Source organism: Chitinophaga sp. RAB17 (assembly GCF_052114225.1).
Taxonomy (GTDB): domain Bacteria; phylum Bacteroidota; class Bacteroidia; order Chitinophagales; family Chitinophagaceae; genus Chitinophaga.
On the sequence record NZ_JBFREI010000002.1, the window covers coordinates 456019 to 479417 of the forward strand.

Here is a 23399-nt window from a genome sequence, read left to right on the forward strand (position 1 = left end):
CCTGCTTAGACGCAAAGGTCGAAGGCCTTCTTTTCCGCTTTTACATAATATAAAGCCCGTTGAGTCTTGGTTGTACTGGTGCAGGCACAGGTTCATCTCCGAGGAGCTCTATGATGTTGATCTCTATCGTTCTGGAGATGTTGTCCAGCGGAATGGCCAGGGGCTGGAATTCAAAGGGATTCATGAGGGTGATACCATTCAGGTGGGTGACATGGAATACAAATCCAAACATCCATCCGAAGGGGATGGCCCACATCCCGATGGATTCGGTCATCATGAGGGTATTCATGATGACATAAAACCAGATGAACATTTGGGTGAAGTATACGTAGCTGGGAGGGAACACGGTATTTTTTATTCTTTCGGACTGTCCCATAGCATCGCAATGTCTTACCAGGATCTGATTGAGCTCAATAAAGCGGAATCCGTCTATGGCGCCGGATTCCCGGAGTTGCTGCAGGTCACGGGTTTGCATGTTCAGGAGCGCATTGGGGATATTGCTTTGTTTCTGGACATCTGCAATTTCTTCCTGTGTGAGGTAGCGGGTATAATAATCGTCCGGGCGCTTGCGCAGGGAGGCTTTGAGGGCACAAATGAATGCCAGGTGGCGGTAGATCAGGTGGCGAACTATTGCCTGGGTAGCCGGATCGCCTGGGGTGGCGGCATAATATAACATGCTGCGGCCCCAGGAACGGGAGTCATTTACGAGGGCTCCCCATATTTTGCGGGCCTCCCACCATCGGTCGTAGGCCTGGTTGTTATTAAATCCTATAAAAAAAGCGATGGCAGTACCCAATACTGCAGAAACGGTGACAGGGATGGATACATGTGATGCCAGCCAGTAGGTGTCCAGTAAATACACGAGGGTACAGCATCCCAGCAACATGAGATCTACTTTCCAGGTAAAGGAAAAGATCTGGCTGAGTGATAGTCTGTGTTTCAGCAGCATATTCTTGCAGTATTTTTTTTGGGTAAACGGTCTTATTTCAAATTAAATAAAAAAAGTGGGAATATTATCTCTTTAGAAATCAATTATTTATATTTTAATCCACTAATAGTCTATAGGAATAGTAGGGTAATTAAAATATTCTCCCTATATTTGTTTCATAATAGCAAAAGATATTCACCAAACCTATAACAGCGGCCATTTTATCAGCCATTAAAAAAAGCCTTTATTATGTCATCACTGTCAACGCTCTACAGATACGCCGATTACTTACCGACCCCTACTCCGGAAAATTTTCCCAGTCCTATAAGAACCCGGGAGAAGATTAACCCTTTGTCTACAGGTAATTATTTCCCCGAATTTTTGCTGGAAGAATCCCGCATTATTAATAGTGCTGCTTTATTGAGTCATGTAGATCAGGGAGCATCGCTGCATCATATCACAGCACAGCCGTTGGTGATTGCTTTTTATTCCTGGCATTGGAATGGTTATGGCGACCGTTTGATCGCACAGCTGCGGGAAAGCCATGCTGCTATTGAAGCTGCAGGCGCACGTTTGCTGGTGGTATCCAGTGAAGACAAAAAGCATTTTACCACTGTAAATCCCGGACCACTGCCTTTCGATGTAGTGCATGACGCACAACACCGCATTGCCAGGAAAGCGGGTATTTACAGGGAGTCAGACCCTATCTGGGGTTTTGTATCCGGTGTAAACGCAGATGTGCCTGTGCCGGCCATCTACCTGGTTACGCCATCACTGGAAATCAGTTACACATTTGTTGATCTGTACTTACAGGAATCATTTTCACCGGAAACGCTGGTAGCTGCGATCGACAAGAAGCTGGCTATCAGTGCCTGAAAATCAGGCGGGTTCCATCATGGAGTGTATACACATCAGTGTATAGCGATAAATGCTCCACTGTGAACTGTTGCAGTCCAGCGGTGATAAATTTTCTATTTTTTCCTGAAGGGAAGTGAGGATGTCTTTAAATAACAGTTGATGATTTTTTTCAGCTGCTGACAGGATCTGATCTGCCTGCGTGTAGTCCTTTGCCGTACCGAGTTGTGCAACTATCAGTAATGCATGTTCATCTGTCGTCATGGTAATAAATTTTTTATTGCTTATTCCTATCTTCTGATCCACATTTTGAGCATTAAATCCATAGAAGTATCCACCAGCTGATAACAGGGTGGTACCTCATCTTCAAGACTATGAAAGGTCACCAGTCTTGTGCCGCTTGCACTACTTTCTAACTTCTTAAATAAGTAGCGGCTATAATAATTATATAAACTTGTTGATTGTTCCACTTTGTCGTCTATCTGATCCTGATCGACCAGGTTTTCAAAGAAGGAATTATAGAAGTAAAAACCGTCGTATGCCGATAAGTCTGTCTGCGTAAAATTGCCGTGAATAAAATGCGCATTGCGTGCCTGCATCACCTCTTTAGCCTCCATGGCTTGCTGATGCAACTCTTCACGTTGTTCTATACCAAAAAAAGTAGATTCCGGGTAAAAACGGGCACCCACCAGGCAAAATTTCCCAACTCCGCTTCCAATATCCAGGATTTTTTTTCCTGGTTCATTAGCAAGAAAACGGGCGGCTGTTTTAGCAATGCTAATCGGCGTCCAGTGACGTCTTGATAGTTGTTGTATCTTTTCGGGATACAACCAGTCAAAAGCGGCATCGTTTACGTAGCAACTCGGCTTTAATAAAGTAGAAGTCTGCATGAATGCCGCAAAGGTACGACTTTACCGTAAGCTTTAAAGATTAGTAAGTGGAAAAAGAAGATATAAGCATTTTATACTTTATTCATCTGACGCTTCCAGGGAGAAGATTTCTTCTACGGATATATTAAATATTGCTGCCATCTTCAGGGCCAGTACGGTAGAGGGCACATATTTACCGGATTCAATGGTATTAATGGTTTGGCGGGATACACCGGTTTTTTTCGCCAGCTCCTCCTGCGTCATATTATGAATAGCCCGCTGCACTTTTATGGTGTTTTTCATGAAGGTAAAGTTCGGCGGTTTTTAATAATTACATAGTGAAAACGAAGAATGAAAAATACCAGCGGCGTAAACATATTATAGATCATGACTGAAAAGAAATTCAAGCCATAGAATGCCCAGGTCGCAATTACCAGCAAGCCATAGTTAATATAAATACCCCACTGCAGGGATTCCAGGCGAACTGTAGCGATAAATTCGTCTTCATTTTTTTCTTTGGAAAAGGCAATCATTAACAAGCTGATAACAAGGCCAGTCACGATCACTTCATCGGCAAAACCATCCACAGAGAGTTCACTCTTCTCTGTGCTCAACCATTTAATGCTAATGCCTGTAAGGGTTATCAGGTACAACGCCAGAAACAGGAGGAATAAAATGCCTCCGATTTTCTTGTAGAAATGTGGTAGTAAATAACGTGATTTCATGATATAGGTCTTTTTATAAAGATAAGTATTTCTTACAAAAAGACAAGTTTATTTTACATTTAGTAAAATAAACACGACTAACGCTCGCGAATGCGTTTATACAAAGGTCCGGATGCCGGAAGAAGTATATGCCTGTCTGAATGCTTTAGGCGTACAGTCTTTCTTCTTTTTAAAGATGCGGTTGAAATTGGAGATATTGTTGAATCCGCACCTGGAAGCGATTTCATTGACCGTATGGGTGGTTTCAATCAACAGACGGGAGGCGTGGCCCAGCCGGATTTCTGTCAGGGTGTCTACAAACGTTTTACCAATCCTGGCTTTAAAAAACCGGCTGAAAGCTACTTCCGTCATCGCGGCTAACTTAGCGGCCTCTCCAAGGGAAATGGTTTTATCGAAATTGGCATTGAGGTAAGTCATGATTTTTTCTATCCGGCGACTGTTGTAGGAAAATGTTTCTGTAGTACCGAATGTGGAATCGGACAGCATGCGCATGTTGCGGCTGGTAGATAAATCGTGTAATATTGACATCAGCTCCAGTACGGAATCAAAACCTTGTTGCTGCGGCAAGCGAATGAGGCGAGGTATGATTTGCAGGGTTGTTTCTGCGGAGAAAAGGATACCCCGCAGGGAACGCTCAAACATACTTTTGATGAAGTTCATTTGGTTACGCTGTAAAAATTTATCGTCAAACAGATCGCGGTGAAACTGAATGGTGATTTCTTTAATAGTACCTCCTTCATGTTTGTTGTTAAACCAGCCGTGTTGCAAATTAGGCCCTACCAGCACCAGTTCCAGTTCTCCAATTTCTTCTATATGATCCCCGATAATCCGCTTGGCTCCCCTGGCATGTTGAATAAAGGTTAGCTCAAATTCATCATGGTAATGCAACGGGAAGTCAAAATTTTTCTTCTCCCTGGAAAATAATGTGAAGCAATCACTTTGGGTCAGTGGCGTGATTTCTCTTAATAATTTGCTTTGCATAATTAACCTGGTTTGTGCCTGAACAGCGGGCGTTACGTGGAATATGTAATAATGACTACTTGTTGTAATGGTGGATGATGATAAAAAAACATCATAAAAATAATAGTATCCTGTGTAAAAAACAATTTTTACTTTATTTATGATAATGCCATTAATGCAGGTATGTAAGGGTATGCAAAGGTATATGTGTGTGTTGTACACTTATTTTGTATGGTTATCAAAGTGTAATTAGATGATAAAATAGTACTATAAATAATGCGTAAATTAAATTCATAGGCGCCTTGGGATTAATTGGCAGCATACCGTTTAGAAAAACGCATTCGTTTATGCGGGACAGTTATGAACACAATGGTGCAATCTGTATTACATGGTACCTAAACAGTCCGGGAGTACCTGGTGGTAACGCCTGGGATACCACCCATGGTACGGTTAGTTTTATATTACCCGGCGGAGCTAATGATAGAATGTATAAAAAATGGCTGGATAAAGTAGCTTTTTTAGGTTATCGCTGAAAGGAACAAAGGCTGGGTTAATGCCGGCTAATGGCTAACAGCTATCTGGCGCATACATGCGTTGTCCCCAACAGCGCCTGTTCCAATGCGGCGCCATCTATCAGTGCCCAATGTTCGATGATCCGGTTATCCTGCAATCGGAAGCAGCGGTAACCTTTAGTCGTTACCGTTAGTCCGGTGGGTGGTATTCCCCGCCATATTCCGATGTGTTTCATTTGCATTGTTATTTTAATCATGCTTTTCTGATCTTCAGCCACCTGTTCTTCTATAATTGTTTCCGGAACAAAGGAGCCATGTGTGAGTGTTACCCATTGTTTTAGCCCGTCTGCATTGCCCGGGAGGGTGGCGGGAATGGAATGATCGGTATAGGAGGGGTGAAGGAATTCGTTCAGGCGGGAGGTGTCGCCCTGGTTCCAGATGATGTTGATAAATTCTCCGATGAAATCTTTCTGTTGTTGTATAGTCATGACCGTTAGTTTTACCATACAAAGGTATACTGCCGGGAATGGTGGAATTGTGTCAAACGTCACATTCTGTGGCTATTGGAGCCGGCGGCGGATGCGACTGAGTGTTTCGCGGGAGATGCCCAGGTAGGAACTGAGTTGTGTAAGAGATACACGTTGTATCAGTTCGGGGTGATGGGCTAAAATGGATTGGTATCTTTCTTCCGGGTTATTTTTTTTGAGCCAGTCGTTATGTGTTTCCTGTGTAATCAACAGGTGTTCCAGCCACTGGCGGCCAAAGACAACAATCCCGGGCGATATGCCGTAGAGACGGGACAGCTCATCTTTATGCCATCTCCATAAAGTAGTTGCCTCCATTGCCTGGATATTATATTCCGAGGAAACGTTGTTCCGCAGGCTGCTTAAGTTGGTTAAAAAGGTATTTTCAAAGTAAAATGAGGTGTTGGTTTCTTTTTTGCCATTGTCGTAAAACGCTCTGCAGGCGCCGGTTTCAATGAACCAGATATAGTGGCATCGATGACCTTCCTGTAGTAAATAGTCATCTCTTTTTACTATCTGTTGTTGTGCTCCATCTAAAAATAACGCCATTGCCCCGGCGTCCATGGGCGCTATGTGGGAGAGACTTTCCAGCAAATGTTGCGGGGTAGATTTCATAACATGAAGGTGCATTTGTTTTTTAAAAATACTCACAATTAGGTATTTGATTCCCATATACTTTAACATACCTTTGTGAAAATAATCTGATTTCACTTACCTCATTATAAAGTCATCCACCTGATTTAGTCAATCACCGTATTTTCTATCCCCAAAAAAGGGTCTCTTCTTCGTGAGGGACCCTTTCTTATTTTTACCTACATTTGTTCCAGGAGCATAGTAATCAACCAACGTCTAAGAGAAATTCCTATACAAGATTTATATCAGGTACATGATGGAGCACGCTGCAATTAGAAATGATGAATCCGGGCTGGATGATAAGTTGAACGCTTTAAAGTCCATAGACAAAGAACTTCCGGTAGTGGTAATAGTCATGAATGTATTGAAAAGCTACGTAGAGTATATGTCGCCACGGGGCTGCAGGGAATTAGGCGTTACGCTGGATGAGCTGCGGGAAATGGGGCCAAAGTATTACGATACCTTCTTTAATCCGCATGATGTGGCCGACTATGTGCCAAAAATAGTAGCTATGCTGGATGCACCGGCAGAAGCGAATATGATTGTTACTTTTTTTCAACAGGTAAGGATGGCGAGTTCACGGGACTGGGCCTGGCATCTGGGCTCTACCAGGGTATTTATACGGGATGCCAACGGGATGCCTACCCATGTAATTACCTGCGCTACTCCCATTGATCCGCTACACCACGTGACCAGCAAAGTAAACCGCTTGCTGGAAGAGAATAATTTCCTGCGMCGCAATCAGCATATTTTTGCCTCCCTTACCAGGAGGGAGAAGGAAATCCTGCGCCTGCTGGCGCTGGGACTGAGTGCCGCAGAAATTGCAGCAAAAGCCAGTATTTCCGAAAAAACAGCCGTTACCCACCGGCGTAATATTAAAGCAAAAATCGGGGCCCAATCCAGTTACGACCTGACCAGTTTCGCGCAGGCATTTGACCTTATATAGATATTATATATTATATCATTGGTGCGCTGAAATATAGTGCAGGTAAGCACTTTGACGGTGTCGGAAAAAATAACCCGCCATTTTTCTGCATGTAAACAGAAAAGTGTATTTTCATTCTGTATACCATATTTTTGTGCCTGTCTGTTGCGCCTTGCAATGGGCTTGTTAACCAGATAAATTATGTCTTTTAAAGCTGTTCTCAACATCGATGGGGAAGAAATGAATGTCCTCGAATGTAGGTTTTCATTTACCCAAAACACAGATCATAATGGAAAGCCCGCTGCCCGCCCAAAAGGAGGTTCCATTGATTTACTGATAGAGTCTGCCGGGGAAACCAGTTTGTTTGACTGGATGATCTCCAATACCCAAACAAAAAATGGCAGCATAACCTTCTTCCGGCGCGACTCTATGTCCAGGCTAAAGGAGCTGAAGTTTACGGATGCTTATTGCGTAGCGTATTCAGAACTATTTAATTCCAACAATGAGCAACCCTTACAAATTCAGTTAACCCTGTCGTCCCGGGAAGTGAAGTTGAATAACTCCACCTACCAGAACCCGTGGCCTGTATAGCGTTCGTTTTACTCCTGATCTTTTTAAAACAATAGCCTGAATGGACAGCCATTGCTGTGATCCATTCAGGCTATTGTTGTTTAAAAGAGATGAATTACCTGGATATGGGCTGTCCGTTTTCATCGAGCATCTCTATCACCGTTTTATTATCTTTATCTACATAGAGTTTTATTCTTGTTTTCCCTTTTTCATCACGAATAAATAAACCTACTTCTCCCCTTTTGGTTTTGCCTATAAACAGGCGTTCTTTCGTTAGTAACCCGGCATCTGCCATACGTTGTACTTCCCTTTCATAAACAGCATCATTTTTAAGTGCGGCGAGCGAATCAAACACTTTTGCTTTTGCCGACAAAGGAAAATCATCTGACTGATCCCATATTTTTAAACCGTAGGAGCGATCCTTTTTGTTGCCGGCCACATTCTCATCGTATTGTAGCTGCATGACCTGGTCATTTTTATATTGATCCACAGAATAAACCATGCCGGCAGATTGTTTGTCTGCTTCATATATGAGACCGCCACATTCATCACCCACGCCGTTGAAGAATATTATACCTGCAGGACGATCACGTTTAGGTATGTCTTTACCATCCATCATGCCAGGATGCTGCCGGGCTTTATTGGAGATCACCATTTTCAGCGTACCATCTTTCTCTACTACATTAATGCGTTCCACATCAATTTCCTGGAATTTCTGACGGGTAATATCTGGTCTGAAAGACATGAATAAAAATAAAGAGAAAATGACAGTAAGTGTGAGGGCATAGATCTTCAGTATCCTGACTTCTTTTAACAACTTTTCCATTAGTATAGATTTTGATTTTGTGCGTACAAATATAATTATCCGCAGCTTTTTTTATACCAGGATAATCGCTAAATTTAGTGCATGTTAACATTTGAATTTAACCCATACTCCGAGCTGACTACTTCCCGTTTTCTACTAAGAGCACCTGTATTATCTGATGCTCCTGAATTTGTTATTATGCGCTCAGATCCACTGGTCAATGAATTCCTTGACCGGTCGCCTACCGTTACCATAGAAGCCGCAGAAAAGTTCCTGGGAATGATAATGGCCAACATCAGCACCCATAAAAGCATGTACTGGGTTATCACGGAAAAAGATCATAACAGGCCCATAGGTACCATCTGCTTCTGGAACATAGTTCCGGAGCTGGACGAAGCGGAAATGGGTTATGAACTGCAGTCCGCATTTTTCGGGAAAGGTATCATGCAGGAAGTGATTCCTGCTGTGATCCGGTTTGGATTTGAAGTGATGCAACTCAGGAAAATTACTGCTTTACCTTTCGATGCAAATGTACGTTCCATCAAACTCCTGGAACGATTCCATTTTGCGATAGATGATGTACTCAGACAACGCCTCGAAAAAGAAGAAGATATGACGAGGATTTTATGTTATTCACTGACAAGTGATAAAGTATAACGGCAGCGGCTATCCCGCAAACAGCCGCCGCCATCGTTCGTTCCAGAATATCATATCATTTTAATGGCTTTTCGCTCCTGGTCTGCCACTGACGTTTCCGTATTTTTTGATACGCTTTAAAAGCCAGGAAAAGACATGAAGCAGTACATTTGAGATCAGAATTTTTTTGGATGAAATACAAGATAGAAGGCGTAGTTGCAATGGACTATCCGGAAGTAGTGACCGTATGGAAAGCATCTGTAAGAACCACACAGGCACTGGACAAAACACCTTACTCATGACGATCAGAAAGCCGATCGAAGTATACAATGCTGATGCCTTTACCAGTAAGTTCATGCATCCCCGGCAGGAGCTGGATGCCATGCTGAAGCCTGACTTTTCAAAATTTTTTATTGTGAAGCTGGAGGAGATGTATCGGCTGGTTACGCGTGCTGTGCCGGCATCGAGATCGGTGAATCACAGTTGCCTCTATGTTACGGCGGGAGAAGCCGTGATGAAAATAGGGAGTGAAACCTATACAGTTCATAAAGATGAGTTGCTGTTTGTACCTGCCGGACAGGTTTTTTCGTTTAAGGAAAATGATGTGAACAAAGGATATTTATGTCATTTTCATCATGATATGCTCATCGGGAAATTTACAAAAAATGATCCGCTGAAAGATTTTGAATTTTTGCGGGTGTGGGGAAATCCCATGATCAGCCTGGACAAACAAACAGCGAAGTTTGTATTGTACCTTTTTAAGCGCATACTGTTTGATTATACCCGGAATGGCATCAGTAACCTGGAAATTATACAACCTTACCTGATCACCTTGTTGTGTGAAGTGAAGCAACAATATACTTCCTTATCCGGAGGCCATCAACCGTCTGCGGTGAATATTACCAACCGGTTTAAAGAGTTCATCTTTTCCAACATCAAAACACTGCACCATGTGACGGATTATGCCGCACTGTTGAATATTACGCCTAACCACTTAAACAAGATGGTGAAAACGGTTACGCAGAAATCTCCCACCCGTTGGATAGATGAGGCGATTGTCCTGGAAGCCAAGGTGCTGCTTAGCCAGAGTGATTTGTCTGTAAGTGAGGTGGCAGGAGAAGTAGGGTTTGATGATCCTTCCTACTTTTCACGGTTGTTCAGAAAGTATGAAGGCATCACACCTTCTGATTTTCGTAAAATGATTGAAAAGTCCTGAAACTCCCTTCCTTCGTCCTAACAGCTGGTAGTGTCAACCCTGAACTTTGCGGTATAAAAAATCACAAAGAATGGAACCACATGCAGTGCCGCCGTTTACGATGATAAACGCTGCAGGAGCGGCTGGTGTAGCCGTAATATACATTGTGCTATCTTCTCTTCTCAAAGAACCTGTGCGGCAAAAATTCAATGCTATTATGATTGCTGGTGCAGGAGCGGCCTACCTTAGTGGTGGCCTTGGTTTATGGGAATTTCCTTTTTGTACATTGATGGCTATCGTTGCCTATCATGGATTGACCAGGTATTATTTTATCGGGATAGGCTGGTTGTTGCATACCTGTTGGGATATGGTACATCACTTATATGCCAACCCGATTATTCCTTTCAGCCCATCTTCTTCTGCCGGATGCGCTGTATGTGACAGCATCCTGGCGATCTGGTTTTTCTGCGGTGCTCCCAATGTGTTTCAGTTATTTGGTAAGAAGCAACCTTTGGTGTCAAATTTTAGTTGAATGTATATTTACTTGTTGTTCTTTCATTCCATTTTTCGATGGGGCGTGTTATTAAGCCTCTTATACGCGATTTACAGCGGCATAAGGGGTTGGGCTGGCAATACTGCTTTTACCAGGCGGGATGACAGCATCAGGCATATTACGGCCACAATTGCCCATATACAGCTGGCCATAGGGTATGTCCTGTATTTTAATAGTCCCCTGGTCAGTTATTTCAGGAGTCATTTTCACGAAGCGGTCAGGCAGTTCGACTTTTTATTTTTTGGGTTGATACACATTATACTGATGACGTTATCAGTAGTGTTGATCACTATCGGTTCCTCTGTTTCGAAACGGATGGATACAGATCATAAAAAGTTTAAAACCATGACGCTGTGGTTTTTGCTGGCTGTAGTTATTCTTTTTATTGCTATACCGTGGCCGTTTTCGCCGTTGGCAAACCGGCCATACCTAAGATCATTTTAACGATGCTGAAATTACTTGAAACAAAACCCGGACGACTTCGGGTGATCGCTTTCCTGGAAGGCATTTCTTTACTGTTGCTGGTGGGTGTAGGAATGCCATTAAAATATGTTTATCATGATCCGTCCTTTGTAAAAGCCTTGGGCCCTGTACACGGCTTGCTTTTTTTGTTTTTCGTGCTAAATACCATAAGCGTAGGAATTGCGTATAAATGGAAATTCAGCACTACTACCTGGAAGGTATTGTTGGCCTGTATTATTCCTTTTGGGACCTTCTATGTTGATAAGAAGATTTTATCAAAAATAAAGCCCCTGGAAGAGGAAAATGCTGCGCTTCGCCGGCTGTAGCCTGCCAGGATAAAATGTATGATGAAATATCATTATTTTCAGGTATCATTATTAAATGAGGAAAATACTACTACTAACGATTTCACTATTTGTTGCTGGCTTTTTGCAGGCGCAAAAAATTCAATCGGATAATTACGGCACCATTGGGAGTATTAGTAGCAGCGGTAAAATAGAAAACCGTAGCTATAGTTCAGTTGGTTACATTAAGAGCGATGGCACCATTCAGAATGGAAGTTACTCCACCATTGGCTATATTACCAGTAGTGGAGCCATTCAAAACAGCAGCTATTCTACTGTAGGATACGTTAAGGCAGATGGTACTGTACAAAATGCCAGCTATTCCACTATTGGTTATATTAAAAAAGATGGTACCGTTCAAAACAAGAATTATAGCACCATTGGTTATGCTTCCGGTATAAAGAAAGAATGGGCCGCAGTGGTATTTTTCTTTTTCCATTTTGAAAACATGGAGATAAAGAAGTAATCGCTTTACGAGCCTGGTGGGGTAGTGTGCATTTTCTTCAGGTGCCCTGAACGCTTTTAGTTAAACGCTTTCCATGGAAACGGTAATAGAATAAACTTCCGGCAAAATAAGTGACCACGTCCCACCAATCGCTGGTGTAACGGGAAGAAAACTGAGGCATGATCCATTCAAACATAACGGATGTATACGCTGCAATGAAAAGCAGGTAGTATAACGGGTAGGTATACCCATTGTTTCGGACAATAAACCTGCACGTAAATGTGAGGGTGATATGCGCCATGGCTGGTACTGCAATGAAGTCAGTCAGATAGCCATTCAGCAGTGGAACGGGCTGTTGCAGGTATCGGCACATATGAATCACTATCCACACCAGGCAGTAAGTAATAAATAAAGGATCGAATAATTTTTTCATCCTATAGTACAAACATGATGGCGCCGCCAAGTGTTAATGAAATAAGCAGGATCATTACCGCAAACAAATAGAAGCCACCTTCCTTGAGTATTTTTACCGGTACCCCATCAGTCGGTTTTATGGGTAGTATGCTATTTCTTAGCCGCTGAAATAGAGAAATATCCTCTGATGTCTGATCAGTTGTTTCGTTTTCCATTTCCTGTATTTAGAACAAATGTACTAATTATTTTAAAAATTAGATCATTTGTTCTAAATTTGTGTATGGACACGAAGGAACGCATCCTCAAAACCGCTATGGAACTGTATAACGACCAGGGCGTATATACTATCACCAGCAGGCATATTGCGGCGGAAATGGGTATCAGCGGGGGAAATCTGCATTATCATTTTAAGCATACAGATGAAATCATTAAAACCCTGTATGAGCGATTGTCGGTTGATTTTGACGCCATCATATTAGCCATTGCATCGTTGCCGGGTATTGATCTGACAACTGTAATGAGCTTCGTAGACCGGTCGTTTGAGTTGATGTATAAGTATCGCTTTATATTTTTACATTTTGTAGAGATAAGTATGCGTATTCCTGCTATTAAAAAGGACTATTATCAGCTCACGCAGCGAAGGGAAAAAGAGTTTCTGACGATATTTGAAAAATTTAAAGCTGATGGAATTTTCAGGAAAGATATACCGGCAGAAGTTTTACAGGCGCTCATTACGCAGATTTTTATTGTGGGAGATTTCTGGTTGTCAAATAATGAATTAACATTAAAACTGAGGGGGAGTAAGGCAATAGCACATTACAGTCATATTTTTTCCAGTATGTTTTATCCTTACCTAACGGCATCGGCGCTGAGCGGATTACATAAATAGAAAAGGGACAGCACGATTGCCTCCCTTTAAAAATTGAATGAGATACGAACATTAAATGATTGCTGTGGTCTCACACCAGAAAGTACGTGGCGGAAAAGTAGCTTTCTCCATTTTTTTATCACCAGGTTCAGATAGTTTGGAGATTTTCATTTTGCTGATGTCTAATTTTTTTTTGAGCTTCTTTTTCATAAAACAGGTTTTTCAGAAGAAATGTGGTTGCTTACTCTTTTCTGAAGGTTTTCAGCGGCCCCTTATGATAGCGGTGTAGTCACAGTGAAGCTGCAACAGGAGATTGGGAAATAGTAAAAAAGGATAGCCCGATGGCCATCCTTTTAAAAAAAATTGTGTGAGATACAAACACTAAACGAGCCCTGTAGTAGTACACCAGAAAGTATGTGGTGGAATAGTGGCTTTCTCCGCTTTTTTCCCGCCGGGTTCAGATAGTTTAGAGAGTTTCATTTTGCTGATGTCTAATTTTTTTTTGATCTTCTTTTTCATAATACGGTTTTTTCTAAAGAAATGTAATTGCTTACTCTTTTCTGAAGGTTTTCAGCGGCCCCTTATGATAGTGGTAAGTGTGCTGTATGTACATGGCGGGTAATACAACAATGAGTAATAGAAAGGATCGGGTTTAGATATACAAAGGTTTAAATTATCTGTTTTCTAATTTACAGATTTTTGTTGATGTAACGCCATATTGTTGTGTGTTATGACATTAAAATGGCTGGGAATCGGCGGCTACTGCCATATTTTTGCAGGGCGCTGGTTTAGTTAACAGCAGCGTTTATAGAACTATAGTAGTAGCTGGGTGTGCCGGAGGCAAACTTCACCGGGCCTTCAACGAGTAAAGATTCATCGGGCGTTTTTATCCGGATCTTCCACTTATTACTGCTGGGATGCCTTGCCTCAAGAGAAATGCTTATTCCCTTTTTTATCGTATCTGTTCTTTGAAAGATACCAATGCCCGAAATGTCCCAGCTTTTAGTGGGGCCGGCAGGGCCGCTGCCATATTTTATTTCGGTGAAAGGGATGGCTGTATTGGATTCCAGCTCATAAATGACGATAATTTTGTCGGGGTTATTTTCCTGGTCGTTCTTCATACAGGCGGTAAGACTCGTACTAAATATCAAAGCGAGGAAAACTTTTCTCATGAGATGATATGGTTTTAGGTTTCCATTTAAGTGAAGGCCAATGCTTCACACTTATATCTACGTAGCGGGAGGGTTATCCGATTTTACCTCCATACTATTTCTTAGAAAATTATTAGGGTGAAGGCCACCATTTCTTTTGGTCTGCTGAGCAGTGTTCATAATTTCCAGCGGGTGTCTCTAATAATAAAATGCCAAAGAATGTATAGCAGAAATAATGGGAGTAATGTTATTGTCAGGGAAACACTTTATTGCGGGAGATGGCGCAAATCAAAAAAGGGACAGACTTGCGTCCATCCCTTTAAAGCTGCGGAGAAGAAGGGATTCGAACCCTTGAAGCCCTTTCAAGCTTACACACTTTCCAGGCGTGCCGGTTCAACCACTCCCGCACTTCTCCGATTATCTTTTCCTGAGTAAAAATGGAAAGGTTGTTTTTTCCAATTCAGGGTTGCAAAGATAATCCTTTAGTTTATATTTCAAAAAAAAGTTTAATTCTTGTCGTACAGCTTCCAGATGCCTGCTCCTAAAAGCCCACCCACAATAGGTCCTACAATAAATACCCAGAGATTGGATAATGCTTGTCCGCCTACAAAAATAGCTGGTCCGATACTGCGGGCCGGGTTAACAGATACCCCTGTTACCGGGATGCCTACGATGTGAATCATGGTAAGGCACAAACCAATGGCGAGGCCTGCAAATGCACCATTGCCATTGTTTTTACTGGTACTGCCATGTACTACTACCAGGAAGATAGTGGTTAATACTATTTCGGCTACGAGACCGGTCACCAGCGAATAGTGATCTGGTGATCCCTGTTCTACCCCATTAGCGCCTAATCCGTTGGCGGCAAGGGAGTAGTCGGCCCTGCCCTGGGCAATAAAATACAGTACCGCAGAAGCCACAATAGCTCCTATGATTTGGGAAACAATGTACGCACCTGCATCTTTACCGGATATTTTTCCGGTAGACAACAAGGAAATCGTAATAGCGGGATTAAGATGGCAACCGGAGATATGACCAACAGCATAGGCCATAGTAACTACCGATAACCCAAACGCAAAAGCAATACCCAGGAATCCTACATGTGTGCCGGCTAACACCGCACTGCCACAACCCATAAATACTAAAACAAAAGTGCCAAAAAATTCTGCAATACATTTCTGAGATAATGAAACTGCCATAGAGAGGAAGATTTTGTGGTGATTGGAAATCGGGGAATGTGAAATTGGTGATAATTAAATTTAGCGCAAATATTCAAGATAAAAAAAAGCGGGAAGCACAACTAAAGTGTTTCCCGCTTGTATGCCTTTATGAGGAGCTTAATATACTTCGATAGGTGTTAACTCACCACGCAGCGGTGCTTCTATCAGCTTCCGGGCTTCCGCCGGTGAAAGGCCTTGTCCCAATACAAACATCAGTTTGGTGACAGCTGCTTCAAAGGTCATATCATGGCCGCTTACCACGCCGATTTCCACAAGATGCTGGCTGGTTTCATATTTTCCCAACTCTACGGATCCACCATCACATTGCGTAATATCTACTACCAGCGCACCATTATCGATTACCTTTTTAATGCTTTCAATAAACCAGGGTTGCGTATTGGTATTACCGCTACCAAATGTTTCCATGATAACGCCCTTCAGGCCAGACACGCTCAGAGTGGCTTCCACCGCCCTTCTGCTGATGCCCGGAAATAACTTCAGTACCGTAATATTTGTTTCCAGTTCTTTATGCACCTTCAGTGGTTGTGTAGGTGGTGGTAAAATGAACTGGTGCTTAAATTTAATATCAATGCCGGCTTCGGCCAGCTGAGGATAATTCATGGTATAGAATGCCTCGAATTTTTCCGCATTATATTTTTTGGAACGGTTACCTCTGAAAAGGGAGAAGTCAAAATAGATGCATACTTCCGGAACCAGGGATATATTAGTGCCGTTATGCCTGCTGCAGGCTATTTCCATGGCAGTAATGATGTTTTCCTTGGCATCCGTACGTATTTTGCCTATAGGCAGCTGTGAGCCGGTTAAAATAACAGGTTTCGACAGGTTCTCCAGCATAAAGCTCAGTGCAGAAGCAGTAAAAGCCATCGTATCAGAACCATGCAGAATCACAAACCCATCGTATCGGTCGTATCGGTCCTCAATAATACTGGCCAGTTCCACCCAGATCTCTGGCTGCATGTCTGATGAATCTATAGGCGGATTAAATGCGTACACATAAAAATCGATACCCATCCGGTAGAGTTCCGGTAAATTATTCCGTATTTCGTTGAATCCGATAGGGCGCAGTGCTTTGGTCTTATCATCATAGATCATACCCACTGTACCGCCCGTGTAAATAATCAGTATTTTACTCATTGTGCTAGTAGCCATTGCCTGCAAAGGTATTACCTAAACAGTTAGAGCATTTTGAATAATTTCCGGGCATTGCTGCTTGTTATAGCTGCTACGTCTGCTATTTTTAGATTTTTTATATCTGCCACCTTTTCTCCTGCCAGCGGGAGGTAGGCACTTTCATTGCGTTTACCCCGGTAAGGTACCGGTGCTAAATAAGGCGCATCTGTTTCCATTATAATGTGCGCCAGGTCTATTTCTTCCAGTAGTTTATCCAACCCTGACTTCTTAAACGTCACTACACCGCCTATACCCAGGTAGAAGCCCAGGTCAATAATTTCCTTTGCCTCGTCCAGCGTGCCGGAAAAACAGTGGAATACACCGCTTAAGCGGCCATCCTGCAAGCCCTTTACTTCGTTGATACATTCCCGTGTGGCTTCCCGGCTATGAATGGATACTGGTAGCTGGTATTCCCTTGCCAGCAGCAATTGCTCCTGGAAGGCTTGGTACTGCTGGGTTAACAGCGATTTATCCCAATAAAAATCCAGCCCTATTTCCCCAATGGCTTTGAACGGTCGTTGTTGCAGCCAGGCTTTTACCAAATCCAGCTGAGCGGCTACGTTCTCCTTTACATAGCAGGGGTGTATCCCCATCATGGCATATATGTGCTCCGGATGCCTGGCTTCCAGCTCCAGCATCCCTTCTATAGAACTCTCGTCTATATTAGGCAAAAACAGTTGATCTACTCCCGCTGCTATGGCCCGCGCTACCATCTCTTCCCGGTCTGCCTCAAATTCTTCGGAGTACAGGTGGGTGTGGGTATCTATCCAGCGCATAATAATTTATTTATTAAATTTGTAATTTCTTTAATATTTAAAGAATATCTTTATATCTACAAAGGTAAAGACCGAAAAACCTAATTGCTAATAAAACCTAAACTATGAAAAGCTATTTCAGTACAAATCGTGTGCTGGCGTGGACCATCACCGGCGTGGCAGTAGCCACTATTTTCTTTGCGTGTAAGAAGGAAGTAACCACAGACACCGCTCCCAACAACGAAACAGATAATAAGACGATCGGCGTGGTGCAACATGAAGCCGTGGTAAGCGCTATGTACAATGATTGGTTCGAAACAGTAGCCAGCGTAGGTATCGACCAGGGGATGTTTACCGGTCGCCAGGCAAATCCTAATGGGACTGAAATGGCGGATGTTCCCAAGCCCTCCTGCCCATCTTCTGAGTTGCTGGACGGTACAGGTGGTACCTGGCCTAAACGCGTAGCAATAGATTTTGGAGAATCCTGCCTCGACAGATTTGGCGTTTATCGTAGCGGCATCCTGAATGTGACATTCAGCGGCCCGCTTTTCAACCCCAACTCCACCATTACCGTGGAACCATCCAATTATAAGCTCAACGGAAAAGCCGTAGCCGGACGTTTTGTGATCAGTAACGCCAGCTTCAGCCTTACAGCTGGTATGCAGTATACAACAGAATTAACCGGTGGCAAAATAACCCTTGCGGATACACTGATCATCAATTATGCCTGCAAAAAAACGGTGAAACAAATAGCCGGCTTTGAGCTGGACAGGCCATTCAGAAACCTGTCTGATGATGTATACAGTGTAGACGGTACTGCCAGTCTTAGCTATGAGAAAGGGCCTGCTACAGGCCTTACGGCAACTTTCACCACACAGTCATCACTTATTAAAGCATGGAGCTGTCAGTATATTTCCAAGGGTAAACTGAAAGTGGACTTCAATAATGCTTCCGGTGTAATTGATTATGGAGATGGAACCTGCGATGATGTAGCGACTATAACAGTAGGTGATAAAGCGAAAGAAATTAAACTGAAACCATAAATTTTACCTGGTGCTGATACAGCCTTGTATCAGCACCAGATTATTATACGATTGCAGCCAGTTCATATTTTTGCTTTTTGCAATACTCCAGCACCCGTGGCAGCGCATATTCCAGCCGATCCCAGGCCTTGGTGCTGTCATGAAATACTACAATAGAGCCGGGTTGTAATTTAAACACCACATTCTGTACACAGGCTTCCCCGTTGAGTTCCGTGTCAAAATCACCACTCAGCAGATCCCACATAATAATTTTAGCCCCTGGAATCTTATTCTTTATCTGCCGGATCTGGAAAGGAGTAATCCTGCCATAAGGAGGCCGGAATAGCGGAGAGGGAATATACTTGGCAGCTTCCAGCACATTTTCCAGGTACTTTTCTGTATTTGTTTTCCAGCCATTCAGATGATTGTGGGTATGGTTGCCGGTAGCATGGCCCGCTTCCAGTATCTGCTGGTAAATGGTGGGGTGTTCCACCACATTTTTACCGATACAGAAGAAAGTTCCTTTTGCGTCATATTTGGCCAGCTGTTCCAGCACAAACGGTGTTGCCTGTGGATGCGGACCATCGTCAAAAGTGAGGTATACTTTGTTTCCGGCCGGAGACATATTCCAGACACAGCTTTTATACAGGGCTTTCAGGATGCCGGGTGTTTTAGTAAGATAGAACATAGCGCTATGGTGCTTGATACTGCAATATACTTAATGTGTGAAAGCGGGATATCGTATTAAAAAATTTTAATCTTCCGCATTTCTCCCCTCACGAATCACTGGGAGCTAAACGCTAAATCCTTATCTTTGTCGCCTATGGATCACAAAAAAGTAAGAGTGCGTTTTGCGCCCAGTCCTACTGGTGGCCTACATCTTGGAGGTGTACGCACTGTATTGTTCAACTATTTGTTTGCAAAACAGCACAAAGGCGATTTTGTGCTGCGTATTGAAGATACTGACCAAACCCGCTACGTAGCTGGTGCGGAAGAGTACATCAGCGAATGTTTGAGCTGGTGTGGCCTCACGCCGGATGAAAGTCCCGCGTTAGGTGGTCCGTATGGTCCTTATCGCCAGAGTGAGCGCAAGCCAATGTATCGCCAGTATGCGGAGCAATTGGTAAAATCCGGTCACGCCTATTATGCTTTCGATACACCGGAAGAACTGGAAAGTATGCGTGAGCGGTTGAAAGGCCCCGATAATCATTCTCCCCAGTACAACCACCTGGTAAGAGAAAAAATGCGTAATTCCCTCACCCTGTCTGATGCAGAAGTGCAGGAATTACTGGTGAAGAATACACCGCATGTTATCCGTATTAATATGCCTGCCGATGAAGAACTCACCTTTACCGACCTGGTACGTGGTGAAGTTACTTTTCATACTTCGCAGGTAGATGATAAAGTATTGCTCAAAGCAGACGGTATGCCTACCTATCACCTTGCAGTGGTTGTAGATGATTACCTGATGAAAATTACCCACGCTTTCCGCGGAGAAGAATGGTTGCCATCTGCACCAGTACATCTTCTGCTCTGGAAATACCTGGGCTGGGAAGCTGATATGCCGCAATGGGCACATCTTCCGCTGATCCTGAAACCTGATGGTAACGGTAAACTCAGTAAACGTGATGGAGATCGTTTAGGCTTCCCCGTATACGCTATGAACTGGACGGATCCCGCCACCCGGGAAGTGACCAAAGGGTTCCGTGAACTGGGCTTCCTGCCCGAAGCATTCATCAATATGCTGGTGATGCTGGGCTGGAATGACGGTACTGAACAGGAAATATTCTCTATAGAGGAACTGATTCAGAAGTTCTCCCTGGAGCGTGTGCATAAAGCCGGCGCTAAATTCGATTACGAAAAAGCAAAATGGTTTAACCATCAGTATATCCACCATAAAGACAATGAAAGTCTGGCAGCTCTTTTCCAACCAGTACTGGCAGAAAAAGGTGTTAGCGCAGATCCTGCCTATGTAGCCACGGTGGCAGGCCTGGTGAAAGAACGTTGTTACTTTGTGAATGAAATATGGGACCATGGTTTCTTCTTCTTCCAAAGCCCAACGAGCTATGATGAAGCCGCTGTAAAGCCAAAATGGAATGCAGATAAAGAAGCTTTCTTCACTGCCTGGTCTTCACAGCTGGATAGCTTAACGACTGCTCCTGCGGCAGATCTGGAAGCTGCTTTCAAAGCCCTGGCTGCTGAAAAGAATCTGAAAATGGGAGACGTGCAACTGCCTTTCCGCATCATGCTGACCGGTGGTAAATTCGGACCTCCTGTTTTTGATATCGTAGCTACACTGGGCATAGCGGAAACACGCAACAGGATAACAAAAGGATTGGAAGCTTTTAAGTAGAATTGTTAGTAGTTATATAGATAAAGGCTAAACGATGTGGATCGTTTAGCCTTTGTTATTTTGCCAGGTTTTTAGGCCGGTGTGAGAGCTGATTAAGTCAAAGTCGCTGTCGTTATGTACTACTTCCAGGTCAAAGCTCATGGCGTAGAAGGCAATAACACAATCATTACCACTAAGAATGGTAACGCCTTTTTTTCGGAGCCTCCTGTATAGTGTTCCGGCTCCCATAGCAGCCATCATATGAGGCAGTTCTAATTTGGTATGCCAACGGAGAATTTCTTTCAGCTTTGCATGTTGGGAATCTTCTTTAATCCCCTGTAAGAGCTCTTGCGCAACGACAGGCACAAGTGGTGTCTCAAGTTCATTTTCCAAATAATAGGTTAATAGAAGGGTTTGCGGCGTTTCTTTCTTCCCTGTATAGTCAATCCAAACGGATGTATCAAAGATAAGCGGATCGTTCATACACTTCGCATTTCGTTTAAATCACCATCCCAATAGATTTTACCCTTCAGGTCCAGCAATTCCCTGTTTTTGACGCCGACAATATATTTTCTTAGCGCTTCATTGATCACCTCTTCTTGTGTCTTTCCTTTATTAAGCTTCATTGCTTCTTTGATCAGCTCGGGATTTAAGTTTACTATGTTTGCTTGATTTACATTGTTTTTTGCTTTTGCCATAAAGAATGGTTTACTATTATCAATAAAAATACATAATAATATACACATAAAAAGGCCGGACAGTAACTGCCCGGCCTGCACTTTATTTAAAAAAATATTACTTCCCTTTTGCGCTTTCTTTCGCCCAGGCATCCTTCAGTGTCACTGTTCTGTTGAACACTACTTTTTCCGGTGTGCTATCGGGGTCTACGGAGAAATATCCTTTACGAAGGAACTGGAAACGTTCACCTGGCTTGGCTTGTAGTAAACCTGGTTCTACGAATGCTTCTTTGATAACTTGTAAGGAATCCGTATTAATCAGTGTTTTGAAATCGGCTTCTTCTGCAGCTGGATTTTCAGACGTGAATAAGCGATCGTAGATACGTACTTCGGCAGTAGCAGCATGTGCTGCACTTACCCAGTGAATGGTTCCTTTAACGGTTAGGCCGCTCTGGTCGCCACCACTTTTGCTTTCGGGTAAATAGGTAGCATAGATGGTGGTGATATTACCATCCGCATCTTTATCGAAGCTTTCACCTTTAATGATGTAAGCATTTTTTAAACGCACCATGTTACCGGGCCCGAGACGGAAGAATTTCTTAGGAGGATTTTCCATGAAATCTTCGCGTTCAATATACAGGGTGTTGCTGAAATGCAGGGTACGGGATCCTGCGCTTTCATCTTCCGGATTATTGTCTGCGGTCATTTCTTCTACTTGTCCTTCCGGATAGTTGGTGATCACCAGTTTAACCGGATCCAGCACTGCCATTACGCGGTTGGCGGTTTTGTTCAGCTCTTCGCGGATACAGAATTCCAGCAGACTCAATTCAATCATCTGGTCGCGTTTCTGTACGCCTACACGTTCGTTGAACATGCGGATGCTGGCAGGGGTATAGCCCCGGCGGCGTAAGCCGCTGATAGTAGGCATACGGGGATCGTCCCAGCCGCTTACATAATTTTCCTCTACCAGTTGTTTGAGTTTTCGTTTACTCATCACCGTATAGGTGAGGTTTAAACGGGAAAACTCGTACTGATGGCTGGGGAATATTTCCAATTCATTGATAAACCAATCGTACAGCGGGCGATGTGGAATAAATTCCAGTGTACAAATGGAATGGGTAATATTTTCAATGCTGTCACTCTGGCCGTGGGCGAAGTCGTACATCGGGTAGATGCACCATTTGTCGCCGGTACGGTGGTGATGGGCATGTTTAATACGGTACATCAGCGGGTCGCGCATATGCATATTAGGGGAGGCCAGGTCTACTTTGGCGCGGAGGGTTTTTTCTCCGTCTTTGAATTCTCCGTTACGCATACGGGTGAACAGGTCCAGGTTTTCCGCTACAGAGCGGCTTCTGGCTGGCGTAGGTGTGCCGGGAACTGTGGGGCTACCTTTGGCAGCGGCTATTTGTTCCGCAGTGGCGTCTTCTACGTAGGCCAGTCCTTTTTCTATCAACTTTACGGCATAAGCGTACAATTGCTCGAAATAATCGGAGGCATACAGTTCTTTTTCCCACTCAAATCCCAGCCAGTGGATATCTTCCTTGATAGAATCCACGTATTCGGTGTCTTCAGTTACAGGGTTGGTATCATCGAAGCGGAGATTGGTTTTACCGTTATATTTCTGGGCCAGTCCAAAGTTCAGTGCAATGGATTTGGCATGCCCGATATGCAGGTAGCCATTCGGTTCCGGCGGGAAACGCGTCAGTACACGACCATCATTTACGCCGTTCGCTATGTCTTCTTCAACAATTTGTTCTATAAAGTTGAGGGATCTTTCTTCGCTCATAGTGCTTTTTATCTTGGACGGCAAATGTACGAAAAAGCG

Annotated in this window: 33 protein-coding genes and 1 tRNA gene; 12 read left to right on the plus strand and 22 right to left on the minus strand. The window is 43.4% G+C overall.

The window, feature by feature from the left end:
• Positions 1 to 40: 40 nt before the first annotated feature.
• Complete coding sequence (locus AB4Z08_RS07835; protein ID WP_441573172.1) at positions 41 to 949, minus strand: bestrophin family protein; 909 nt, start codon at positions 947 to 949, stop codon at positions 41 to 43.
• Between the two features lie 228 nt (positions 950 to 1177).
• Between AB4Z08_RS07835 and AB4Z08_RS07840 the strand changes: the two genes are divergently transcribed.
• Positions 1178 to 1804: a redoxin domain-containing protein gene (locus AB4Z08_RS07840; RefSeq protein ID WP_441573173.1), complete on the plus strand. Its 627-nt coding sequence runs from the start codon at positions 1178 to 1180 to the stop codon at positions 1802 to 1804.
• Positions 1805 to 1807: 3 nt separating this feature from the next.
• Here the strand turns inward: AB4Z08_RS07840 and AB4Z08_RS07845 are convergent, their stop codons facing one another.
• The 5 genes from AB4Z08_RS07845 to AB4Z08_RS07865 form a co-directional block, all read right to left on the minus strand.
• Positions 1808 to 2047: a hypothetical protein gene (locus AB4Z08_RS07845; protein ID WP_441573174.1), complete on the minus strand. Its 240-nt coding sequence runs from the start codon at positions 2045 to 2047 to the stop codon at positions 1808 to 1810.
• 26 nt (positions 2048 to 2073) lie between these two features.
• On the minus strand, positions 2074 to 2673 hold the full coding sequence (locus AB4Z08_RS07850; RefSeq protein ID WP_331956954.1) for a methyltransferase domain-containing protein: 600 nt from the start codon (positions 2671 to 2673) through the stop codon (positions 2074 to 2076).
• 78 nt (positions 2674 to 2751) lie between these two features.
• Complete coding sequence (locus AB4Z08_RS07855; RefSeq protein ID WP_441573175.1) at positions 2752 to 2955, minus strand: helix-turn-helix transcriptional regulator; 204 nt, start codon at positions 2953 to 2955, stop codon at positions 2752 to 2754.
• Positions 2952 to 3377, minus strand: coding sequence for a hypothetical protein (locus AB4Z08_RS07860; RefSeq protein WP_441573176.1), 426 nt, complete (start codon positions 3375 to 3377; stop codon positions 2952 to 2954). The genes AB4Z08_RS07855 and AB4Z08_RS07860 overlap by 4 nt, the downstream gene beginning before the upstream one ends.
• Before the next feature lie 96 nt (positions 3378 to 3473).
• A complete protein-coding gene (locus AB4Z08_RS07865; RefSeq protein ID WP_441573177.1) occupies positions 3474 to 4358 on the minus strand; it encodes a helix-turn-helix domain-containing protein in 885 nt (294 codons plus the stop codon).
• Between the two features lie 326 nt (positions 4359 to 4684).
• On the opposite strand from AB4Z08_RS07865, the gene AB4Z08_RS07870 reads away from it, so the two are divergent.
• Positions 4685 to 4870: a hypothetical protein gene (locus AB4Z08_RS07870; RefSeq protein WP_441573178.1), complete on the plus strand. Its 186-nt coding sequence runs from the start codon at positions 4685 to 4687 to the stop codon at positions 4868 to 4870.
• Positions 4871 to 4911: 41 nt separating this feature from the next.
• Here AB4Z08_RS07870 and AB4Z08_RS07875 read toward each other — a convergent pair whose 3' ends face one another.
• Both AB4Z08_RS07875 and AB4Z08_RS07880 read right to left on the minus strand, forming a co-directional pair.
• On the minus strand, positions 4912 to 5337 hold the full coding sequence (locus AB4Z08_RS07875; RefSeq protein ID WP_441573179.1) for an ester cyclase: 426 nt from the start codon (positions 5335 to 5337) through the stop codon (positions 4912 to 4914).
• 72 nt (positions 5338 to 5409) lie between these two features.
• Positions 5410 to 5988 (minus strand): Crp/Fnr family transcriptional regulator, encoded by a 579-nt coding sequence (locus tag AB4Z08_RS07880; RefSeq protein ID WP_441573180.1) that lies wholly within the window; start codon positions 5986 to 5988, stop codon positions 5410 to 5412.
• Positions 5989 to 6259: 271 nt separating this feature from the next.
• Here AB4Z08_RS07880 and AB4Z08_RS07885 point away from each other — a divergent pair, with 271 nt between their 5' ends.
• Positions 6260 to 6952: a response regulator transcription factor gene (locus tag AB4Z08_RS07885; RefSeq protein ID WP_441573181.1), complete on the plus strand. Its 693-nt coding sequence runs from the start codon at positions 6260 to 6262 to the stop codon at positions 6950 to 6952.
• 180 nt (positions 6953 to 7132) lie between these two features.
• Entirely contained in the window at positions 7133 to 7522 is a 390-nt protein-coding gene (gene tssD / locus AB4Z08_RS07890; protein ID WP_133806803.1) for a type VI secretion system tube protein TssD, read from the plus strand.
• Positions 7523 to 7616: 94 nt separating this feature from the next.
• Here tssD and AB4Z08_RS07895 read toward each other — a convergent pair whose 3' ends face one another.
• Positions 7617 to 8327 (minus strand): hypothetical protein, encoded by a 711-nt coding sequence (locus AB4Z08_RS07895; RefSeq protein WP_441573182.1) that lies wholly within the window; start codon positions 8325 to 8327, stop codon positions 7617 to 7619.
• A gap of 81 nt (positions 8328 to 8408) precedes the next feature.
• On the opposite strand from AB4Z08_RS07895, the gene AB4Z08_RS07900 reads away from it, so the two are divergent.
• The 5 genes from AB4Z08_RS07900 (at position 8409) to AB4Z08_RS07920 (ending at position 11962) form a co-directional block, all read left to right on the plus strand.
• Positions 8409 to 8963: a GNAT family N-acetyltransferase gene (locus AB4Z08_RS07900; RefSeq protein WP_441573183.1), complete on the plus strand. Its 555-nt coding sequence runs from the start codon at positions 8409 to 8411 to the stop codon at positions 8961 to 8963.
• A 277-nt stretch (positions 8964 to 9240) separates the two neighbouring features.
• Entirely contained in the window at positions 9241 to 10158 is a 918-nt protein-coding gene (locus AB4Z08_RS07905; protein WP_441573184.1) for a helix-turn-helix domain-containing protein, read from the plus strand.
• A 70-nt stretch (positions 10159 to 10228) separates the two neighbouring features.
• The gene (locus AB4Z08_RS07910) at positions 10229 to 10669 is read left to right on the plus strand and encodes a DUF6010 family protein (protein WP_441573185.1); all 441 of its coding nucleotides are present in this window, start codon (positions 10229 to 10231) and stop codon (positions 10667 to 10669) included.
• Between the two features lie 467 nt (positions 10670 to 11136).
• Positions 11137 to 11478, plus strand: coding sequence for a DUF3817 domain-containing protein (locus tag AB4Z08_RS07915; protein ID WP_441573186.1), 342 nt, complete (start codon positions 11137 to 11139; stop codon positions 11476 to 11478).
• Between the two features lie 55 nt (positions 11479 to 11533).
• Positions 11534 to 11962 (plus strand): 5-fold beta-flower protein, encoded by a 429-nt coding sequence (locus AB4Z08_RS07920; RefSeq protein WP_441573187.1) that lies wholly within the window; start codon positions 11534 to 11536, stop codon positions 11960 to 11962.
• Positions 11963 to 11999: 37 nt separating this feature from the next.
• Here AB4Z08_RS07920 and AB4Z08_RS07925 read toward each other — a convergent pair whose 3' ends face one another.
• Both AB4Z08_RS07925 and AB4Z08_RS07930 read right to left on the minus strand, forming a co-directional pair.
• The gene (locus AB4Z08_RS07925) at positions 12000 to 12374 is read right to left on the minus strand and encodes a hypothetical protein (RefSeq protein ID WP_441573188.1); all 375 of its coding nucleotides are present in this window, start codon (positions 12372 to 12374) and stop codon (positions 12000 to 12002) included.
• 1 nt (position 12375) lies between these two features.
• Positions 12376 to 12570 (minus strand): hypothetical protein, encoded by a 195-nt coding sequence (locus tag AB4Z08_RS07930; RefSeq protein WP_441573189.1) that lies wholly within the window; start codon positions 12568 to 12570, stop codon positions 12376 to 12378.
• A gap of 65 nt (positions 12571 to 12635) precedes the next feature.
• Between AB4Z08_RS07930 and AB4Z08_RS07935 the strand changes: the two genes are divergently transcribed.
• The gene (locus AB4Z08_RS07935; protein ID WP_441573190.1) at positions 12636 to 13244 is read left to right on the plus strand and encodes a TetR/AcrR family transcriptional regulator; all 609 of its coding nucleotides are present in this window, start codon (positions 12636 to 12638) and stop codon (positions 13242 to 13244) included.
• Between the two features lie 51 nt (positions 13245 to 13295).
• Here the strand turns inward: AB4Z08_RS07935 and AB4Z08_RS07940 are convergent, their stop codons facing one another.
• The 7 genes from AB4Z08_RS07940 to AB4Z08_RS07970 form a co-directional block, all read right to left on the minus strand.
• Positions 13296 to 13433, minus strand: coding sequence for a hypothetical protein (locus tag AB4Z08_RS07940; protein ID WP_441573191.1), 138 nt, complete (start codon positions 13431 to 13433; stop codon positions 13296 to 13298).
• 171 nt (positions 13434 to 13604) lie between these two features.
• Positions 13605 to 13742, minus strand: a complete 138-nt coding sequence (locus AB4Z08_RS07945) for a hypothetical protein (protein ID WP_441573192.1) — start codon at positions 13740 to 13742, stop codon at positions 13605 to 13607.
• A 269-nt stretch (positions 13743 to 14011) separates the two neighbouring features.
• Positions 14012 to 14395: a hypothetical protein gene (locus tag AB4Z08_RS07950; protein WP_441573193.1), complete on the minus strand. Its 384-nt coding sequence runs from the start codon at positions 14393 to 14395 to the stop codon at positions 14012 to 14014.
• 307 nt (positions 14396 to 14702) lie between these two features.
• A tRNA-Ser gene (locus AB4Z08_RS07955) sits at positions 14703 to 14789 on the minus strand.
• Between the two features lie 91 nt (positions 14790 to 14880).
• Positions 14881 to 15573, minus strand: coding sequence for an aquaporin Z (gene aqpZ, locus AB4Z08_RS07960; protein ID WP_441573194.1), 693 nt, complete (start codon positions 15571 to 15573; stop codon positions 14881 to 14883).
• A 138-nt stretch (positions 15574 to 15711) separates the two neighbouring features.
• Complete coding sequence (locus AB4Z08_RS07965) at positions 15712 to 16764, minus strand: asparaginase (protein WP_441573195.1); 1053 nt, start codon at positions 16762 to 16764, stop codon at positions 15712 to 15714.
• A gap of 26 nt (positions 16765 to 16790) precedes the next feature.
• Positions 16791 to 17561: a TatD family hydrolase gene (locus tag AB4Z08_RS07970; protein ID WP_441573196.1), complete on the minus strand. Its 771-nt coding sequence runs from the start codon at positions 17559 to 17561 to the stop codon at positions 16791 to 16793.
• A gap of 104 nt (positions 17562 to 17665) precedes the next feature.
• Between AB4Z08_RS07970 and AB4Z08_RS07975 the strand changes: the two genes are divergently transcribed.
• Positions 17666 to 18583 carry a hypothetical protein gene (locus AB4Z08_RS07975; protein WP_441573197.1) on the plus strand — a complete coding sequence of 306 codons (918 nt, stop codon included), beginning with the start codon at positions 17666 to 17668 and terminating at the stop codon, positions 18581 to 18583.
• 43 nt (positions 18584 to 18626) lie between these two features.
• On the opposite strand, the gene AB4Z08_RS07980 is transcribed toward AB4Z08_RS07975, so the two are convergent.
• Positions 18627 to 19250 carry a polysaccharide deacetylase family protein gene (locus tag AB4Z08_RS07980; protein WP_441573198.1) on the minus strand — a complete coding sequence of 208 codons (624 nt, stop codon included), beginning with the start codon at positions 19248 to 19250 and terminating at the stop codon, positions 18627 to 18629.
• Positions 19251 to 19385: 135 nt separating this feature from the next.
• Here AB4Z08_RS07980 and gltX point away from each other — a divergent pair, with 135 nt between their 5' ends.
• Positions 19386 to 20915, plus strand: coding sequence for a glutamate--tRNA ligase (gene gltX, locus AB4Z08_RS07985; RefSeq protein WP_441573199.1), 1530 nt, complete (start codon positions 19386 to 19388; stop codon positions 20913 to 20915).
• 45 nt (positions 20916 to 20960) lie between these two features.
• Here gltX and vapC read toward each other — a convergent pair whose 3' ends face one another.
• The 3 genes from vapC to AB4Z08_RS08000 form a co-directional block, all read right to left on the minus strand.
• The gene (gene vapC, locus AB4Z08_RS07990) at positions 20961 to 21377 is read right to left on the minus strand and encodes a type II toxin-antitoxin system VapC family toxin (RefSeq protein WP_441573200.1); all 417 of its coding nucleotides are present in this window, start codon (positions 21375 to 21377) and stop codon (positions 20961 to 20963) included.
• Positions 21374 to 21592, minus strand: a complete 219-nt coding sequence (locus tag AB4Z08_RS07995) for a type II toxin-antitoxin system VapB family antitoxin (protein WP_441573201.1) — start codon at positions 21590 to 21592, stop codon at positions 21374 to 21376. The genes vapC and AB4Z08_RS07995 overlap by 4 nt, the downstream gene beginning before the upstream one ends.
• 97 nt (positions 21593 to 21689) lie before the next feature.
• Complete coding sequence (locus tag AB4Z08_RS08000) at positions 21690 to 23360, minus strand: glutamine--tRNA ligase/YqeY domain fusion protein (protein ID WP_441573202.1); 1671 nt, start codon at positions 23358 to 23360, stop codon at positions 21690 to 21692.
• Between the last annotated feature and the right edge of the window lie 39 nt (positions 23361 to 23399).